This is a genomic window from Streptomyces cadmiisoli (assembly GCF_003261055.1).
In the GTDB taxonomy this organism is placed as follows: Bacteria; Actinomycetota; Actinomycetes; order Streptomycetales; family Streptomycetaceae; genus Streptomyces; species Streptomyces cadmiisoli.
Genome location: NZ_CP030073.1, coordinates 5,624,074 through 5,642,139 on the forward strand (window position 1 = coordinate 5,624,074; position 18,066 = coordinate 5,642,139).

Here is an 18,066-nt window from a genome sequence, read left to right on the forward strand (position 1 = left end):
GTGGCCAGTTCATCACCCGGCACATTGTCGACTTGGCAACTTGGCGTGAAGCATTCGATCACGAAGCGTTGCACTCGTGGGCCGTGCAGGGAAGTGCGCCTTGTCGCAGTGGCCAATCCACGTAGGGTGCGCGAGGCCCCTGAGACCCTTTCCGTGCAGGTCGAACGGGGGTTGGGGGGTACCTCGAACCGGTGATGCACACAGTTGAGAAGTTGGCTGAAAAGATACGGGCGCGTGCGCGGAAACCGGTCAACCGGCCGGAGTATTTCCGCCTGAGTGGCGTCCGCCCCGGCGCGCCGCCGTGCCATGCCGCTGATGCCGTCCCTGCCGGGGCGCGTACTCCTCGTCCGGCGCCGGCCGGGCCGCGCACGCTTCCGACCGCCGCAGCAGGACGCGGCAGACGGCGGTGACGGCGGCGAGGCCGACGGCGGTGCCCAGAGCACCGGCCAGGGAGGCACCGGACCACAGCAGGACCACCGGGACGAGGACACAACTGAAGGCGGCCCAGCGGATCACGTCGGAGACCGGATCCGGGGCGGGCGGGTGCTCCGGGTGGGCCTCGAGGGGCGTGAGGGGTGCGGTCATCGGGCTCCCTGAAGCGGATGGGTCACGCGGTTCAACGCCCGCCGGACCGGTCGGTCACTCCCGGATCCGGGGTCCGTGGCCGGACCGTATCGGTGAAGGGCGTGCGAACCGCCTGTACCGGGCAGCAACCATTGCGTTACCGGCGCACCCTCGTGCATGCTCCGGGGAACCCGTCGAGGACGTGCGCGGGATCTGGGCTAAGGAGGCGTGCCGCCGTACCCTTGGGGGTATGGGGTTGGGAAGATGATTCCCGGACACAGCTCCGCCGCACACTGTCGTCCCACCCATAAAAGGATCACAACGCCGAGACAGCCATGGCCGGTCACGAATTCTTCGAACCCGCGGACCGCAAGCGGCCCGTCGCCGATCCGACGGCGGCCGAGCCCCTGGCGGCGGAAGAGTCACGCCAAGCGTGCGATCCCGCTTTCAAGCACGGCGTCGTCGTCGGCTTCGACGGCTCGACCTCCAGTGAACGCGCCCTCGCGTACGCGATCGGCATGGCCCGTCGCTCCGGCGCGGGCCTGATCATCGTGCATGTGGCCAACCGGCTGCCGACCACGGTGTGGGCCGGCTGCGAGCCGCCCGTCTTCGTCGACGTTCCCGACCACCGCACCGAGGTCCTGGGCCTGGAGCTGGCCTGCGCGGACTATCTGGCCGAGGTGCCCTGGATCCTGGTCGAGCGCGGTGGCGACATCTGCCACGAGCTGGAGGAGGTCGGGCGGGAGTACGAGGCGGACGCGATCGTCGTCGGCTCCACCCACGGCGTCGTCGGGCGCATCTTCGGCTCCGTCGCGGGACGGCTCGCCAAGCGGGCCAAGCGCCCGGTCGTTGTGATTCCGTAACTCGCCGTTGGCCCAGGTGAGATGCCCCGTGGGCAGGGGCGGTCCCCTTTGCGCGCCGGGTAAATCTACTCGTGCGTAGATGTGTTTGTGCCCTTGTGAAGGGCATATACGGGTCACCGTACAACTGCACATGCATGAAGGGAGCCCGCCGTGGACAACGACGTCTCTGCGGGGAGCAGCACCACCACCATCGTCGGCCGACTCGCGCTCGGCATCACCCTGTTGGCGTTCGGCCTCGGGTACACCGAGCTGATCGACGGGGTGACGGCGGCGGACGCCGTGACACTGGCTCAGATCGTCGGCGGCGTGGCGCTGTTCGCCGTCGGCCTCATCGCGTTCCGTGACCGGGACGCCGGGACGGGGACCGCGTTCACGGCCCTCGGCGCGCTCTGGTTCACCTGGGGGGCCTCGGCCGAGGCCCAGGTGTCCGACAACGCGGCGGGACTGTTCCTGCTGCTGTTCGCCCTCGTGGCGCTGTCCCTCACGCTGGCCGGGGGAGATGTGCTGAGTCAGGGCACGTACGGGCTGCTGTTCGTCGCGATGCTGCTGCTCGCCGTGGGCGGCTTCGCGGACAGCGGGTTCCTGGCCAAGGCGGGTGGCTGGTTCGCCGTGGCGGCGGGCGCGGTGGCCTGGTACGCCGCGACGGCGGCGCTGGCGCACTGGCCGACGACGCTGCCTCGCCGCGCCGCCGGCCGGGGGGTGACGGCCACCGGCTAGCTGCGCACGCCGGGGGGTTGGGCGGCTCCCCGGCGATCCAGGCGGGCCCCCCCGGTGAATGGTGTCACCGGGGGGCCCGTCCTGTTTCGGCCGGCTGTGCCGGTGGGTGGGGGCTTGTGGCGCAGTTCCCCGCGCCCCTGAAGGATTGCGCGGTTCCCCGCGCCCCTGAGAATCGTCTATTCGACCGTGACCGACTTCGCGAGGTTGCGCGGCTTGTCGATGTCCCGGCCCAGGGCCAACGCCGTGTGGTAGGCGAGGAGTTGGAGCGGGATGCCCATCAGGATCGGGTCGAGTTCGTCCTCGTTCTTCGGGACGAGGACGGTCTGGTCGGCCTTCTCCTGGGGCTGGTGGGCCACCGCGAGGATCTTGCCGCTGCGGGCCTTGATCTCCTCCATCGCGGCGCGGTTCTTCTCCAGCAGGTCGTCGTCGGGGACGATCGCGACCGTCGGGAGGGCGGGCTCGATGAGGGCGAGCGGGCCGTGCTTCAACTCCGAGGCGGGGTAGGCCTCGGCGTGGATGTAGGAGACCTCCTTGAGCTTCAGGGAGGCCTCGCGGGCCACGGGGTAGCCGCGCACCCGGCCGATGAAGAGCATCGAGCGGGCGTCGGCGTACGTCTTCGCCAGCTTCTCGATCTCCTCCTCCTGCTTCATGATCTCGGAGATCTGCTCGGGGAGCTTGCGCAGGCCCTCGATGATGCGCTTGCCGTCGCGCACCGACAGGTCGCGGGTGCGGCCGAGGTGCAGGGCGAGCAGGGCGAAGGCGACGGTGGTGTTGGTGAAGCACTTGGTGGAGACCACGCAGACCTCGGGGCCCGCGTGCACGTAGATGCCGCCGTCGGCCTCGCGGGCGATCGCGGAGCCCACCACGTTGACGATGCCGAGCACCCGCGCGCCCTTGCGCTTGAGCTCCTGGACGGCCGCCAGCACGTCGTACGTCTCACCGGACTGCGACACGGCGATGTAGAGCGTGTCCGGGTCGACCACCGCGTTGCGGTAGCGGAACTCCGAGGCGGGCTCGGCGTCCGCGGGGATGCGGGCCAGCTCCTCGATCATCTGGGCGCCGATCATGCCCGCGTGGTAGGAGGTGCCGCAGCCGAGGATCTTCACCCGGCGGATCCGGCGCGCCTCGCGGGCGTCCAGGTTGAGGCCGCCGAGGTGCACGGTGGAGAAGCGGTCGTCGATGCGGCCGCGCAGGACGCGGTCCACGGCGTCGGCCTGCTCGTGGATCTCCTTGTGCATGTACGTCTCGTGGCCGCCCATGTCGTACGACGCGGCCTCCCACTCGACGGTGGTCGGCTCGGCGGTGGTGCGGGTGCCCTCGGTGGTGTACGTGCGGAAGTCGTCGGCCTTGAGGGTGGCCATCTCGCCGTCGTCCAGGGTGACTATCTGCCGCGTGTGGGTGACCAGCGCGGCGATGTCCGAGGCGACGAACATCTCCTTCTCGCCGATGCCGAGCACCACGGGCGAGCCGTTGCGGGCGACGACGATGCGGTCGGGGAAGTCGGCGTGCAGGACGGCGATGCCGTAGGTGCCCTCGATGACGCGCAGCGTCTCGCGGACCCTGTCCTCCAGCTTCTCCGCCTGGGACCGGGCGATGAGGTGGACGAGGACCTCGGTGTCGGTCTCGGAGAGGAACTCGACGCCGTCCGCCTGAAGCTTGCGGCGCAGGTCGGCGGCGTTGTCGATGATGCCGTTGTGGACGACGGCCACCTTGCCCGAGGCGTCGAGGTGGGGGTGCGCGTTGACGTCGGACGGGGCGCCGTGGGTGGCCCAGCGGGTGTGGGCGATGCCGGTGGTGCCCTTGAAGCGGGCCGGCACCTTGGCCTCCAGGTCCCGGACCCGGCCCTTGGCCTTGACCATCTTCAGACCGGCCGTCTTCGGGGAGGTGACGACGATGCCCGCCGAGTCGTAGCCGCGGTACTCCAGGCGCTGAAGGCCTTCGAGGAGCAGGGGGGCGACATCACGCTTCCCGATGTATCCGACGATTCCGCACATATGTATACGTATTCCTCAGCCTGTTGGGTCTCAGCCGTAGACGATGCGCCGCAGTTGCCGGAGCGTGAGCTCGGGCGGTGCCACCGCGCGGTACCGCAGATCCGCCTCGATCCGTTCGAAGATCGTCGCGTTCACCAGGCCCTGGGCCTGGAGCTCGCGGTGGCGGCGGCGGACGTACTCCTCGGTCGTCTCGTCGAAATAGGCGAGCACGTCCTGGATCACGCGCAGCGCCTCGCCCCGGCTGAGGGGCGTGGACCGCGACAGATGATCTACGAGTTCGTCGTGCACCCGGTAGATCCTGGGGTACGGGCGAGGGTTTCGCAAGGAAGCTGCCCGATTTCGGGCAGGAAGCACGCCGGAACCTCGCGGTGTGCTGTGATGGGGAGCCGCCGATCGGTGGCGCCGCGTCCCCGTGCGCCCAGGGGCGAGGTGTGCATGACACCACGCGACACCTCTACATCCGCTTCAGGACCGCCTGCTTGGCCAGGGTGAACTCCTCGTCCGTGAGCACGCCCGTGCGGTGCAGATCGCCCAGCTCGCGCAGCCTGCGCAGCAGCGCGTCATGGTCGTCCGCGGCGGCCGGTGCGCCCTGCGCCGGCAGTGCCGCGACCGGCGCGGGCGCGGCGGCGGGATGCGGCAGCCGGGCCTGCACAGCGGCCGCCACCATCGCCATCAGCGGGTCCTTCTTGAAGCCCCACAGCTCCACGGAGTTGGGGTCGTACTTCGGCGGGGCCTTCGTGGGGGCGTTGCGCACGGTGAAGCGGAGATATCCGTTCTCCAGGCCGACCGCCGGATGCCACTCCACCGCCGCGATGTCCGCGAGGGACAGCAGCCGGGTGCCGGCGGCGGACTTGGCGTCCTCCGTCTTCCAGTTCCACTCCAGGCGCACCTGCTCGCCGTCGAAGCTCGCCACGCCGTCGCCGGCGGCGGCCGACAGCGGCACCGCCGGACCGGGCAGCAGATACTCGGAGACCGGGTCGGTGGGCACCTGGTCCAGCAGCAGGGCGTTGCGCACCTCGTCCACGAAGTACTCGGCGACGCCGTAGCGGTCCGACTCGACGACGAGCTGATAGGGGTCGTGGGGCTCGGCCAGCCGCCCCGCCGTGGCGTGCAGCAGCGGGTCGGCGCCGGACCGCAGGCGCAGCCTCAGCCGGCCGCTCCTGCGGCCCTGCTCGAAGGAGACACCCGCCAACGCGCCCAGCGGCACGACCAGTTCACCGAGTGCCTTGCGCAGCAGGCCGACGTTCTTGTCCCGTCCCGGCGTCAGCCGCAGAGCGTCGCCGTCGAAGCTCCAGGTGCCGTCCCTCTGGATGATTTCCGCCATGACGGGGATTGTTCCACCCGACTCGCGAGAGAGTGGTCCATACCTGTCGGAGCTCAAGGAAGGGACCGTTTGTGAGACAGCGCCACAGAACGCTTCGCCTTCTCGCCTCCCTGCTGCTCGTCACCGCGGTGGGGGCCTCCCTCACCGGCGCCACCCCCGCACCCCCGGCCGCGACCCCGCTCGACCGCGTGATCCCCGCCCCCGCCTCCGTCGCCCCCGGCGGCTCCCCCTACCGCATCACCGACCGCACCCGCATCCGCGTCGACGACTCCCGCGAGGCCCGCCGCATCGGCGGCTACCTCGCCGACGTGCTGCGCCCGTCCACCGGCTACCGCCTGCCCGTCACCACCCACGGCGACGGAGGCATCCGGCTGCGCCTGGCCAAGGGCCCCTACGGCGACGAGGGGTACCGCCTGGACAGCGGACGCGGCGGCGTCACCGTCACCGCCGGCCGCCCCGCCGGTCTGTTCCACGGTGTGCAGACCCTGCGCCAGCTCCTGCCCGCCGCCGTCGAGAAGGACAGCGTCCAGCCCGGTCCCTGGCTGATCGCCGGCGGCACCGTCGAGGACACCCCGCGCTACGCCTGGCGCGGCGCCATGCTCGACGTCTCGCGCCACTTCTTCGGCGTCGACGAGGTCAAGCGGTACATCGACCAGCTCGCGCTCTACAAGTTCAACAAGCTGCACCTGCACCTCAGCGACGACCAGGGCTGGCGCATCGCCATCGACTCCTGGCCGCGCCTCGCCACATACGGCGGCTCCACCGAGGTCGGCGGCGGACCCGGCGGGTACTACACGAAGGCCGACTACAAGGAGATCGTCCGGCACGCCGCCGCCCGGCACCTGGAGGTCGTCCCCGAGATAGACATGCCGGGCCACACCAACGCGGCCCTCGCCTCCTACGCCGAACTGAACTGCGACGGCGTCGCGCCCCCGCTGTACACCGGCACCCAGGTCGGCTTCAGCTCGCTGTGCGTGCCGAAGGAGATCACCTACGACTTCGTCGACGACGTGGTGCGCGAGCTGGCCGCCCTCACCCCCGGGCGCTATCTGCACATCGGCGGCGACGAGGCGCACTCCACCCCCCACGCCGACTACGTGACCTTCATGGACCGGGCGCAGGCGACCGTCGCCGAGTACGGCAAGACGGTCGTCGGCTGGCACCAGCTGACCGGCGCGACGCCCGTGCGGGGCGCGGTGGCCCAGTACTGGGGTCTGGACGGCACCGGTGCCGCCGAGAAGGAGCAGGTCGCCCGCGCCGCGCGGAACGGGACCGGGATCGTCCTGTCACCGGCCGACCGGCTCTACCTCGACATGAAGTACGACGCCGGCACCCCGCTCGGGCTGTCCTGGGCCGGATACGTCGAGGTGCGGCGGTCCTACGACTGGGACCCGGGCACCTACCTGCCGGGCGTGCCCGCGTCGGCGATCCGCGGCGTGGAGGCGCCGCTGTGGTCGGAGACCCTCGAGAACTCCGGCCACATCGAGTACATGGCCTTCCCCCGGCTGCCGGGCGTCGCCGAGCTCGGCTGGTCGCCGGCCGCCACCCACGACTGGGACCGCTACAAGGTGCGGCTCGCCGCGCAGGGCCCGCGCTGGGAGGCACTCGGGATCGGGTACTACCGGTCGCCCCAGGTGCCCTGGCCCGCCGCGGGGTAGGAACGGCTGACGGGCACCCCCGAGGACCGTACTCGGGGGTGCCCGTCCGTTCGTGGTCAGCGCCCCGCGAGGGGGTTCTTCAGGGTGCCGATCAGCTGGAGCGCGCCGGCCGGATCCGACAGGTCCACCATCTGCCGGTTGTTGCGCAGCTGGAGCCGGTTCAGACAGGACAGCGCGAACTCCGGGGCGAACATGTCGTACTGCCGGAACTTGTCGGCCAGTTGGGGCGCCGACGCCTGGTACTCCCGCGTCACCTGCGCGACCGTGCCCCAGAAGTCGTCCTCCGTCAGGACGCCCTCGGTGGCGAGGTTCGCGGCGAGGAAGCGGAAGAAGCAGTCGAAGACGTCGGTGAACAGGGACAGGAGCCTGGTGTCCTCGGGGACGTCCACCCGCACCCGCTCCACCGCGGGCGGCAGCACCGCGTGCGGGTCCATCACCGCGATCTCCTCGGCGATGTCCTTGTAGACCGCGCGCTGCACGACGCCGTCCTTCAGTACGAGGATGACGTTCTCGCCGTGCGGCATGTAGACCAGGTCGTAGGCGTAGAAGCTGTGCAGCAGCGGGACGAAGTACGCCCGCAGGTAGCCGCGCAGCCACTCCGTCGGAGCCAGGCCCGACCGCTCGATCAGCGCGCCCGCGAAGGTGTTGCCCTCGTGGTCGACGTGGAGGAGGGCCGCCATGGTGGCGGGCGTCTCGCCCTCGCCGAGCGACGGCACCGGGCTCTCCCGCCACAGCGCGGCCAGCATCTTGCGGTAGGGCGAGGTGCGGTCCGTCGCCTGCTCGTACTCCAGGTGCCGGTAGCCGACCGCGGCCCGCTCCCTGATGATCGACAGGCCGGTCGACTTCAGCACGGGGTCGCTCTCGATGAGCTGCGCGAGCCAGTCGTTGATGGCCGGCGTGGCCTCCATGTAGGCGGCCGACAGGCCCCGCATGAAGCCCATGTTGAGCACCGAGAGGGCCGTTTTGACGTAGTGCTTCTCGGGGTGCGACCGGTTGAAGAAGGTGCGGATCGACTGCTGGGCCAGGTACTCGTCGTCGCCCTCGCCCAGGCAGACCAGGTACCCGCGCGCCACCTCCGCGGCGAAGGTCACGGACAGCTTGTTCCACCACTGCCAGGGGTGGACGGGGATGAGGAGGTAGTCGGCGGGGTCGAGCCCCTGCCCGGTCAGCCGCTCCTCGAACCGGTCGACCGTGTCGTCGCCCAGTTCCTGGCGCAGGAACGTCTCGTACTCGATGCCGACGCCCGCGGTGAACGCGGCCCGGGAGCGGTGCGCGGCCAGCCACACCAGCCGGACGGGGTTCGCCGTCTCGGGCGCGTACGACAGGTACTCGTGGATCCCGAAGCCGAGGCGGCCGTTGTTGGCCACGAAGCAGGGGTGGCCCTCGGTCATGCCCGTCTCGACGGCCTGGAAGCCGCTCGCGGCCAGCTCGGCGACGGGGATCTGCGGTTTGGCGAGCTTGTAGCAGGTGCCGGACAGCGTGGAGGAGATCTCCTCCAGGTAGACCGGCAGGATCTCGTCGCTGAGGCCGAGGGCCGTCCGCAGCTCGATGAAGAAGTCCAGCGCGGCGAGCGGCAGCTGCGCGCCGTCGCGGTGCCGGGTGATGGAGGCCGCGTCGACCTGCCAGTGGTCGAGGGCGTGCCGGGTGGCCGTGAAGCGGTAGCCGGTCAGCCCGTCGTCGCTGCGGACGACGTACTGGTCGCCGTCTGGTTCGGGAGTGATCAGCCGCTCGTGCGTGAACTCGGCGAGCGCCTTGCGGATCAGCGACCGGTCGGCCTCCTCCCAGCGCTCGGGCGAGAGGTGGGCCACGGAGTCGGTGAGGTTCATGCGGCCACCCCCGTCGCGGCGAGGAACCGCTCCCGGGTGCAGAAGCTCAGCAGCGCCTTCTTCTCCGGCTTCTGGATCTCGCGCTCGGGCAGGAACCCGACCGCCTCGTTCAGCGCGTGCACGGCCTTGTTGTCCACGTCCGGCTCGACCACGACCCGGGCGGTCGCCGGGTCCTCGAACAACTGCCGCATGACGGCGGTGATGACGGCCCGGGTGAACCCGCGCACGGGCCGGTCGGTCGGCGCGACCAGGAAGTGCATGCCGACGTCGCCCGGCCGCGGCTCGTACAGCCCGACCAGCTCCCGGTGGGCCGGGTCGTACCACTCCATCAGGAACGCGGGCACCCCGTCGTGCAGGCCCAGGTGGGCGTGGTGGTGCTCGTCGGCGGCTATCTCCATGTAGGCCCGCTCGACGTCCTCCAGCCGTGCCTGCTGCATCATCCAGAACGCGGCTTTGGGATGCGTTACCCAGGTGTGCAGCAGCTCGGCGTCCCGGAGCGGGTCGAGGGGGCGCAGGGTGAGGGCGCCGACGTTGGTGGGGGTGCTCATACGGCGAACTCCTGGAACGCGATCGACTTCTCGACCGGGTAGTACTCGCTGCCGAGCAGCTCTCGGATGATGTACGAGTTGCGGTACGCCCCCATGCCCAGGTCGGGCGAGGTGATGCTGTGGGCGTGGACGCCGCCGTTCTGGAGGAAGACGCCTCGGCCGGTGACGTCGATCGCGTAGTTGCGGCCGACGTCGAAGTTGCCCTGGGAGTCGCGGCGCAGACGGTCGCCGACCGGGGCGAGGAACTCCGGCTCGACGTACTTGTAGCCGGTGGCGAGGATCAGGCCCTGCGAGGTGAGCTCGAAGTCCTTCTCCTGCTCCTCCTGGCGGAAGGCGAGGGTGTAGGTGCCGTTGTCGTACGACGCGCCCTGCAGCGACGTGTTGGTGAGCAGGCGGGTGGGGACCGGGCCGCCGAGGTTCTTCCGGTAGAGCAGGTCGAAGATCTCGTTGATCAGGTCGCCGTCGATGCCCTTGAACAGGCCCTTCTGCTCGGTGGTGAGGCGGTAGCGGGTCCGCTCGGGCAGCGCGCGGAAGTAGTCGATGTACTCCGGGGAGGTCATCTCCAGCGTGAGCTTGGTGTATTCGAGGGGGAAGAAGCGCGGGGAGCGCGTCACCCAGTTCAGCCGGTAGCCGTGGACGTCGATCTCGCTGAGCAGGTCGTAGTAGATCTCGGCGGCGGACTGGCCGCTGCCCACCAGCGTGATCGACTCCTTGCGCTGGAGCTCCGCCTTGTGCCCGAGGTAGCGGGAGTTGTGGAGGAAGTCGCCGCCCAGGTCGCGGCAGGCCTCCGGGAGGTACGGCGGGGTGCCGGTGCCCAGGACCAGGTGGCGGGCGCGGAACGTCTCGCCGGCGGCCGTGGCGACCACGTACAGCTCGTCCTCGTACGTCACCTCGGTGACCGTCGTGCCGAAGCGGATGCTGGACAGCTGAGCGGCGGCCCACCGGCAGTAGTCGTCGTACTCCACCCGCAGGGGGTAGAAGTTCTCGCGGATGTAGAACGAGTAGAGCCGTCCGCGCTCCTTCAGGTAGTTGAGGAAGGAGTACGGGGACGTCGGGTCGGCCAGGGTGACCAGGTCCGACATGAACGGCGTCTGGAGGTGGGCGCCGTCGAGGAACATGCCGGCGTGCCACTCGAAGTCGGGCTTCGACTCCAGGAAGACGCCGTCGAGCTCGTCGATGGGTTCGGTGAGGCAGGCCAGGCCGAGATTGAAGGGCCCGAGCCCGATCCCCACGAAGTCGTAGGTCTTGTTCGTGGTGTCAGGAAGCGCGGTCAAGGGACTCTCCCAGGTACTGCTCGGCATGGCCGGCGATCAGGTCGAGAACGGCGGCGATGTCGCCGATCGTGGTCTCGGGGTTGAGCAGGGTGAACTTCAGGTAGTGGCGGCCGTTCACCTTCGTGCCCGCGACGATGGCCTCGCCGGAGGCGAACAGCGCCTTGCGGGCGTAGAGGTTCGCGCGGTCGATCTCGGTGGGGTCGGTGACGCCGGCCGGGATGTGCCGGAAGACCAGGGTGGACAGGGTCGGCTCGACGACGACGTCGTAGCGCGGGTCGGCGGCGAGCAGCTTCCAGCCCTCGGCGGCCAGGTCGCAGACCTCGTCGAAGAGCTGTCCGACGCCGTCGGCGCCCATCACGCGCAGCGTGACCCAGAGCTTGAGGGCGTCGAACCGGCGGGTGGTCTGGAGGGACTTGTCCACCTGGTTGGGGATACGTTCCTGCACCATCCGGCGCGGGTTGAGGTACTCCGCGTGGTAGGTGGCGTGCCGCAGGGTGCGCGCGTCGCGGACCAGCACGGCGGACGAGCTCACCGGCTGGAAGAAGGACTTGTGGTAGTCGACCGTGACGGAATCGGCGCGCTCGATGCCCGTGAGCCGGTGGCGGTGCTTCAGGGAGGCGAGCAGCCCGCAGCCGTAGGCGGCGTCCACGTGCATCCAGGTGCCGTACCGGTCGCACAGCTCGGCGATCTCGGTCAGCGGGTCGATGGAGCCGAAGTCGGTGGTGCCGGCGGTGGCGACGACAGCCATGGGGACGAGGCCGTCCTGCTCGCAGCGCTCCAGCTCGCGGGCGAGGGCGAGGGTCTGCATCCGCTTGTCCTGGTCGACGGGGACGGAGACCACGGCGTCCTCGCTCAGGCCGAGCAGTTTCGCGGACTTCTTGACGCTGAAGTGGCTGGCCTCGGAGGCGAAGACGCGCAGGTCGGCCAGGACCTCGGTCTTGGCCTCCTCGCGGGCCAGCAGCAGGGCCTGGAGGTTGGACTGGGTGCCGCCGGAGGTGAACACGCCGTCGGCGGCGGGGCCGAGGCCGATGCGCTCGGTGGTCCAGTCGACGAGCTTGCGCTCGATGAGGGTGCCGCCGGCCGACTGGTCCCAGGTGTCGAGGGAGGAGTTGACGGCCGTCAGGATCGCCTCCGCGAGCACGGCCGGGACCACGACCGGGCAGTTGAGGTGGGCGAGGTAGCGGGGGTGGTGGAAGTAGATCGCGTCCCGGAGGTAGACGTCCTCCAGTTCGTCGAGGACCGCGGCGGTGTCGTGCAGCGGTGTGTCGAGGTCGATCCGCTCGATGCGGGGAGCGAGGGCGTCGACCGTGACGCCGGTGAACGGACGGTCGGTGGCTGCCAGTTTGGCCGCCACCCGCTCGACTCCCTCGGTCACGGAGCGGCGGTAGTGCTCCGCGGTCGTGTCATTGAGCAGGTGCGAGCGCATGTAGGGGTCCTCCGGTGGGGACGGTCCGTGCGGACGGAGAGGGCGGAACCGGGGCCGGTGCGGATCGGAACCGCGGCTTCTACTTAAGTTAGCCTAACCTAAGTAACTTTGGCGAAACGCGGCGCCGGCGTAACTTCCGTCACGTCGGCCGGAGTTGTCCGCTACTCGCCCTGCTCGCGCAGTTGTTCTTCGCTCAGTCCCTGCCGCCAGTAGCCCACGAACGTCACGCGGCGGCGGTCGACGCCGCGCTCGGCGACGAAGTGCCGGCGCAGCCGCTTCACGCACGACGACTCGCCGGCGATCCAGACGTAGGGGTGTTCCGCGGCGGGGAGCGGGGTGGCCTCCAGCGCGGCGAGGGCCATGGGGGACCCCTCGCCGCTCGACTCGTCCCGGACGAGCCAGGTGACCTCGGCGTCGGCCGCCGTCACCAGGTCCTGGATGTCCCCCGGGTCGTGCACCTCCAGCCAGGCGCGGACGGGCAGCCCGGCCGGCAGTGACTCCAGGATCGCCGCGACGGCGGGAACGGCGGTGGCGTCCCCCCAGATCACGGCGAGATCGGTGTCCGCGGGCGGCCGGAACCGGATCGCCCGGTTGTCCGCGACGGCCGGCCCGAGCAGCAGGACACGGTCGCCGGCGGCGGCCTTTGCGGCCCAGCGGGAGGCCGGGCCGGCGGGTACGGCGGCGTCCGGCTCGACTCCGTGCAGCACGAAGTCGATGTCGATCTCGTCGGGACGGCGGCGCAGGGCGCGCAGGGTGTACGAGCGCATCACGGCCCGTACGTCGTCCGGGAGTTCCCGCCAGGCCTGCCACCAGCCGTCGCCGAGTTCGACCGGTACGACGGGCGCGTCCTGGCCGGGGAGGGGCAGGAACAGCGACAGGGACTGGTCGCGCCCGTCGGAGTGGAAGTCGCTCAGGTCGGGCCCCGCGAACGTGACCCGCACCAGGGACGGTCCGAGCCGCCTCGCCCGTACGACCTGGAGGGAGAAGAAACGGAACGGGGCGGCCACGGCCGTCGGCATGAAGTGCTCCTGAGGGGTCGTCAGCGGGTCAGCTGACCTTTTCGGCCTTCTCGATGGCCTCGGCGAGGCTGGTCAGCAGCGGGGTGCACTTGGCGTAGGACAGGATCGGCTCGGGGGAGCGCGCGATGACCTGGCCGGCCTTGACCGCCGGCAGCTTCTTCCAGGTCGCCTCGGTGATGTCGGCGGGCTGGATGGTGGAGGAGCGGTCGTCCATGATGATGATGTCGGCCGCGTGCTTGTCGACGTTCTCCCAGCTCAGGCTCTCGAACCAGCCGCCGGTCGGCTCCTTCGCCTTCTCCGAGGGCTCGACGAAGTTCACGCCGAGGGCCTTGAAGTACTCCAGGTCGATGGAGAGGTTGGTGCCGGAGACGTAGAACAGCTCCTCGCTGGCGGAGCCGGCCATCACCTTGATCTCGGGCTTCGCCTTGGCGGCGGCGCGCAGCCGGGCGGCGGCCTCCTCGAACTTCTTCTTCGCCTGGACGACCTTGTCGGCCTTCATGTCCGCGCCCAGCGACTCGGCCAGCTCCCACACGCGCTCCAGCGGCTTCGGCAGCTGGCGGTCGAAGACCGACACGGCGACGCTCGGCGCGAGCTTGGCGATCTTGTCCTTGGAGGCCTCCGGGACGTACCAGAGGGTGCCGGCGTTGTCGAAGGTCGTGGAGATGAGGACGTCGGGGCGGAACGCGGCGTACTGCTCGACGTTGAACTGCTCCCAGACGTTGCCGAAGACGGTCAGCTTGCTGACGTCCATGTCGCCCGCCTGGACGTCGGCCTTGCCGTCCTTGGTCGTGGTCGGGCCGAACACGCCCTTGACCTCGATGCCGTAGTCGTGGAGGGCGGCGGCGACACCGGTGAAGGCCACGATGTTCGCCGGGACCTTGTCGAGCTTGACGGTCGTGCCGCGGTCGTCCTCGAAGGTCCAGGGGCCGGAGGCCTCGGCGGAAGAAGCCGACCCCGAGCCACCGTTCTTCGCCGCGTCGTCGTCGCCGCAGGCCGCGAGCACGGCCCCGAGGCCGAGGGCGCCGCCGACGGCGAGGATCCCGCGGCGGGTGAGGTGGGTGGCTCTGGCGTTGGACATGAGTACGCTGCTTTCGAACAGGGTGGATCACCCGCTGGACTTTTCGTGGGTAGGTTAGCCTAACCTCACCGTGTGTCCAGAGGGTGCCTCCCCCTGTGGTGGGGATCACGGCTCGGTGAGCCGGATCTGATGCCCCTTCACGTGTTCGCGCCGTGCGCCGAACGCACTGCGGCGAGCCGAGTGCGAAGGACGAAGAAAGTGGGCCCCACCGCCCGCCGGCGGTGGGGCCCACTGTCATGACCTGCGGTCAGCTCGCGCGCTGCTGCCGGGCGAGCCGGTCGGCGCGGCCGCGCCGGGACCGGCTGAGGACGTCCACCTGGACACCGGCGCCCCGGCCCGGGGTGGCCGCCCCGGCGCGGAGCCGGTCGGCGAGTTCGCGCACCCGCGCGTCGTCCGGGCCGAGGTCGAGGTAGAACAGCGACTCGTCGACGGGGCTGTCGTCGCCGCCCCAGCGCACCACGCCCTCGCAGTCGGCGAGGATGTCGCGCACCGTCAGCAGCTGGAGCGGGAAGAGGCCGCCGCTCGCCGCCGCGCCGGGACGGATCCGGACCGCGGTGCCGGAGGCGAGGTTGGACTCGGGCCGGCCCTTCTTCAGACCGCCGATCGGCTGCCAGCCCGCGAGGTCGACACCGGGCAGCTGCTCGACCTCGTAGTGGAAGCGCCGGACGACATGGAGGAGGATCGCCTCCGCGTCGCCGATCCGGATGTCGACGTCCAGACCCGTGCCCGCCACGGGGCGCGTCCAGACGGTGGAGACGTGGTTGGCCTCCGTCTCCAGGGGCCAGCCGTTGGCGGACGTCGGGGCCTTCTTCCGGGGGGCGTTCACCGGAGCGCTCGCGGGGGCGGCGACGGCGGCGGCCGGGGCGAGCGAGCCGGCGGCGGCCGCGACGATCACGCCGGCGCCCTTGACCACGGCCCGTCTCGGTATGCCGTTCATGCTGTTGCGCGTGTGGTGAGGCACGTCTTCAGTTCCTTCCCAGGCTGATGAGGATGAGAGTGAGCGTGGGTGTGGCGGTGGCCGCCCCGCTCAGTAGCCAGTAGGCGCGGGGTGACAGATCCGTCCTGCGACGCAGCGGACGGTTGGCCAGCCACCAGACGAGACCGAACAGGGCGAGGATCGGGGTGGCGACCATCACCCAGGGCAGCACCCCGTCGTTCTCGGTGGGCTCACGGTCGGTCCAGCCCAGCGAGGCGAGGGGCCAGTTCGACGCGAGGTACCACAGCAGGAACGCGGGCACCACGGCCGGGAAGCCCAGAACCACGTTGACGGCCAGGGGCAGGCTCAGCCGGAGCCAGGGGCGTGCGGTGCTCGTCTTCATCGGAATCTCACTCGGCGCGTGACAGCATGTTGTAGTTCTCCAGCACGTTGTACAGGCCGATCAGCTCACGGCCGTACTTCTCGGCGTCCTCGCCGGTCCCGTTGTACCGGGCGAGCAACGCCTGCGTCTGGGCGAGGCTGGTGGTCAGGTTCGGGCGGGGGGCGCCGAGCTGGTGGGCGTTGTAGATGGTCAAGTAGGCGACGGAACCGATGTTGTACGTCTCGTCGTCGGTGAGCAGCTCCCACACCGTCGGCGTGTCGGCGTCGGTGAGCGGAGCGCCGTTGATGATGCCCTGCTCCCGGCAGTAGTTGCGGGCATCGATCGTCACCCAGGCGTGGATCTGGCCCCAGCCGGTGCTGCAGTCGTCGTCCAGTCCAGCCCGGACCGCCGCCACGGCGGCCATGTCCAAGGGGTTGAGCTTGCGCAGCTCCCACAGCACCGGTGCCTGGATGAGCGCCTTGCGCAGCTTGAGCTGCCGCGCCAGCGAGGTGAACAGCCAGTCCGCGCTCAGGACCAGGTCGACGGCCTTGGTGGTGGAGATGCCGCCGAGGGTGGCCCAGTCGTCGTCCGGCTCCCAGCCCTCGCCGCCGGTCTCCGGCACACCGATCGAGACGAGGTAGTTCTGGATGTCCGCGAGCATGGCGTCCCGGTAGGCCGCCTTGTCCAGGTCTGTGTCCAGCCCGCCGAGGTCGGCGCCGGCATTGAAGTCGCCCTGACCGGTGTCGCGGCCGGAGGCGATGTTGTTGTCGATCTCGATCGAGCCGGAACCCGAGCCGACGGTGATCGTGGAGATCTGGTCGAACGCCCAGTTGGTGGGCAGCGGGTAGCCGAGGTTGCCGGAGAATCCGCTGGACATGTCGGACACGAAGCTGGCCGCGGCGTACCCGGCGTCGGCCACGCGCTGGCAGACGTTGCGCGGGCCGTAGACGCCCACGCCGTAGGCGGAGTTCTCACCGATCGTGCGCATGATGCCGCGGAAGTGCGGGATGACGTATTCCGTGACCTCGCCGTCCATCGCGTCGTAGTCGACGGCGAAGTAGATGATCGTGCCGGGCTTGAAGCCGTGGTACTCCGCCCACTCGATCGCCCGGAACGCGTCGGCGGTGCCCTGGTTGTGGCTGAAGTAGTCGGCCGACCGGCTCCACGTCTGGAAGATCGGGAAGCAGCGCAGCCCGTACTCCTTGATGGTGGCCAGCTCACCCGGCTGGATCGCCTTCTGCGGCAGGTCCGTGGTGGAGGGGTTGAAGAGGTAGCGGCCGATGTACTGGTAGCCCGCCGACTTCAGCGCCTGGGCCCGGGCGGGCGTGATCATGGTGACGCCGTCGCAGGCCGTGCCCTTGCGGGACTGGTCACCGTAGGAGACCAGCAGGGAGGCCCAGGTCTGGAAGTCGCCCTGGCCGGTGACGGGGAGCTTGCTGAAGGCCTGGAAGGTCTCCACTCCGGACTGCACCGTCGAGGTGAAGTTGCCGAAGGGAACGTTCCGCTTGTTGAGGATCATGGCCGCGGTGAAGAGCTGCGCCCAGACGCCGGTGCTGCCGTTGGACACGGTGTGGCTCCTGAGCCCGGACTGCGTACCGGGGCCGAACACACCGTTGGCGACGCCGTCCGCCATGCCCAGCTCGTACTGGATGGCGAACAGCATCGACTTGGCGACGTCACGGGAGTGGTGGCCGTCGCAGGGAATGATGTAGAAGTCCTTGCGCAGGATGTAACGGCCGTTCAGCCACTGCTGGATGGAGCGGATGCTGTCCGAGCCGTTGCTGACGGTGACGTAGGCGTCCATGTTGAACAGGCCCTTGACCACCTTCGGCCACAGGGAGCTGCCCGGGTAGGTGCCGGAGACGCCCATGTTCTGGTTGAGCTGCACGACCGCGGCCTTGACCCGGTCGTTGTAGGTGCCGTCGATCTCGCCGCCGTCGTAGCCCTTGCAGTACAGCGCGGACTGGATGATGCGGCAGAAGTTCGCGGACGGGACGGTCGACTCGTCGATCTTGCCGTACAGCTCCCCGATCTTGGCCAGGGTGAGCGGGCCGAAGGAGTCGGACAGCGAGGTGATGCCCATCTCGTACTGGAGGGCGCGGGTCAGGGCGTACATCACCGGCCAGCCCGTCTGGCCGTTCTCCGCCAGCTTGGATATGCCGAGCGTCGCACCGTTGTTGTAGGTGGTGTTCACGAATCTCTGCGCGCGAAGCACCATCTCGTCGGCCATTTGCTCCGTCTCCTTATGCGTACAGCGTGGGGCGGGCCCCGATCGGGGCCCGGCTGAGGAAGGCGTCCGCCGCCCGTGTGCGTGCCGCGGACGGGGAAAGGCCGGCGTGGGAAGGGGCGGCGCGGCGGCATGCGGTCGGCCTGGTGGCCGGCTCCGGGGACGTGCGGGCTCTGTGTGCCGATGCGCCGTGTCGCGGTGTGCAGCGCCGCGTCGTGCCGCAGTGTGCGTCCGTGTCGCGGCGGACCGC

The 18,066-nt window shown here is 70.0% G+C and carries 16 protein-coding genes; 3 read left to right on the forward strand and 13 right to left on the reverse strand.

The genetic code is table 11. The features are described 5' to 3' along the window. Positions 1 to 249: 249 nt before the first annotated feature. Complete coding sequence (locus tag DN051_RS24595) at positions 250 to 585, reverse strand: hypothetical protein (protein ID WP_112439517.1); 336 nt, start codon at positions 583 to 585, stop codon at positions 250 to 252. 314 nt (positions 586 to 899) lie between these two features. Between DN051_RS24595 and DN051_RS24600 the strand changes: the two genes are divergently transcribed. Both DN051_RS24600 and DN051_RS24605 read left to right on the forward strand, forming a co-directional pair. Next, positions 900 to 1,427, forward strand: a complete 528-nt coding sequence (locus tag DN051_RS24600) for a universal stress protein (protein WP_053763037.1) — start codon at positions 900 to 902, stop codon at positions 1,425 to 1,427. Between the two features lie 150 nt (positions 1,428 to 1,577). Further along, a complete protein-coding gene (locus DN051_RS24605; protein ID WP_053763038.1) occupies positions 1,578 to 2,144 on the forward strand; it encodes a GPR1/FUN34/YaaH family transporter in 567 nt (188 codons plus the stop codon). Between the two features lie 176 nt (positions 2,145 to 2,320). On the opposite strand, the gene glmS is transcribed toward DN051_RS24605, so the two are convergent. The 3 genes from glmS to DN051_RS24620 all read right to left on the reverse strand — a co-directional run bounded on the left by glmS (position 2,321) and on the right by DN051_RS24620 (position 5,462). Next, positions 2,321 to 4,138, reverse strand: a complete 1,818-nt coding sequence (gene glmS / locus DN051_RS24610) for a glutamine--fructose-6-phosphate transaminase (isomerizing) (protein ID WP_053763039.1) — start codon at positions 4,136 to 4,138, stop codon at positions 2,321 to 2,323. Positions 4,139 to 4,168: 30 nt separating this feature from the next. After that, positions 4,169 to 4,426 carry a hypothetical protein gene (locus tag DN051_RS24615; RefSeq protein WP_053763040.1) on the reverse strand — a complete coding sequence of 86 codons (258 nt, stop codon included), beginning with the start codon at positions 4,424 to 4,426 and terminating at the stop codon, positions 4,169 to 4,171. A 166-nt stretch (positions 4,427 to 4,592) separates the two neighbouring features. Beyond that, on the reverse strand, positions 4,593 to 5,462 hold the full coding sequence (locus DN051_RS24620; RefSeq protein ID WP_053763041.1) for a DUF4429 domain-containing protein: 870 nt from the start codon (positions 5,460 to 5,462) through the stop codon (positions 4,593 to 4,595). Between the two features lie 71 nt (positions 5,463 to 5,533). Between DN051_RS24620 and DN051_RS24625 the strand changes: the two genes are divergently transcribed. Beyond that, positions 5,534 to 7,120: a beta-N-acetylhexosaminidase gene (locus tag DN051_RS24625; protein ID WP_053763042.1), complete on the forward strand. Its 1,587-nt coding sequence runs from the start codon at positions 5,534 to 5,536 to the stop codon at positions 7,118 to 7,120. Positions 7,121 to 7,176: 56 nt separating this feature from the next. Here the strand turns inward: DN051_RS24625 and DN051_RS24630 are convergent, their stop codons facing one another. From DN051_RS24630 to DN051_RS24670, 9 genes are all read right to left on the reverse strand, one after another. Then, on the reverse strand, positions 7,177 to 8,946 hold the full coding sequence (locus DN051_RS24630; RefSeq protein WP_112439518.1) for an IucA/IucC family protein: 1,770 nt from the start codon (positions 8,944 to 8,946) through the stop codon (positions 7,177 to 7,179). Next, positions 8,943 to 9,494, reverse strand: coding sequence for a GNAT family N-acetyltransferase (locus tag DN051_RS24635; protein ID WP_112439519.1), 552 nt, complete (start codon positions 9,492 to 9,494; stop codon positions 8,943 to 8,945). The genes DN051_RS24630 and DN051_RS24635 overlap by 4 nt, the downstream gene beginning before the upstream one ends. After that, positions 9,491 to 10,795, reverse strand: coding sequence for a lysine N(6)-hydroxylase/L-ornithine N(5)-oxygenase family protein (locus tag DN051_RS24640; protein WP_420709236.1), 1,305 nt, complete (start codon positions 10,793 to 10,795; stop codon positions 9,491 to 9,493). The genes DN051_RS24635 and DN051_RS24640 overlap by 4 nt, the downstream gene beginning before the upstream one ends. Beyond that, on the reverse strand, positions 10,752 to 12,194 hold the full coding sequence (gene desA, locus DN051_RS24645; RefSeq protein ID WP_112439520.1) for a lysine decarboxylase DesA: 1,443 nt from the start codon (positions 12,192 to 12,194) through the stop codon (positions 10,752 to 10,754). The genes DN051_RS24640 and desA overlap by 44 nt, the downstream gene beginning before the upstream one ends. Positions 12,195 to 12,355: 161 nt before the next feature. Beyond that, positions 12,356 to 13,213 (reverse strand): siderophore-interacting protein, encoded by an 858-nt coding sequence (locus DN051_RS24650; protein WP_053763047.1) that lies wholly within the window; start codon positions 13,211 to 13,213, stop codon positions 12,356 to 12,358. A 28-nt stretch (positions 13,214 to 13,241) separates the two neighbouring features. Beyond that, complete coding sequence (locus DN051_RS24655; RefSeq protein WP_112439521.1) at positions 13,242 to 14,291, reverse strand: ABC transporter substrate-binding protein; 1,050 nt, start codon at positions 14,289 to 14,291, stop codon at positions 13,242 to 13,244. Positions 14,292 to 14,538: 247 nt separating this feature from the next. Continuing rightward, entirely contained in the window at positions 14,539 to 15,228 is a 690-nt protein-coding gene (locus DN051_RS24660) for a hypothetical protein (RefSeq protein WP_053763049.1), read from the reverse strand. Between the two features lie 28 nt (positions 15,229 to 15,256). Then, entirely contained in the window at positions 15,257 to 15,610 is a 354-nt protein-coding gene (locus tag DN051_RS24665; RefSeq protein ID WP_112439522.1) for a hypothetical protein, read from the reverse strand. 7 nt (positions 15,611 to 15,617) lie between these two features. Then, the gene (locus DN051_RS24670) at positions 15,618 to 17,819 is read right to left on the reverse strand and encodes a glycoside hydrolase domain-containing protein (RefSeq protein ID WP_053763051.1); all 2,202 of its coding nucleotides are present in this window, start codon (positions 17,817 to 17,819) and stop codon (positions 15,618 to 15,620) included. Positions 17,820 to 18,066: the final 247 nt, after the last annotated feature.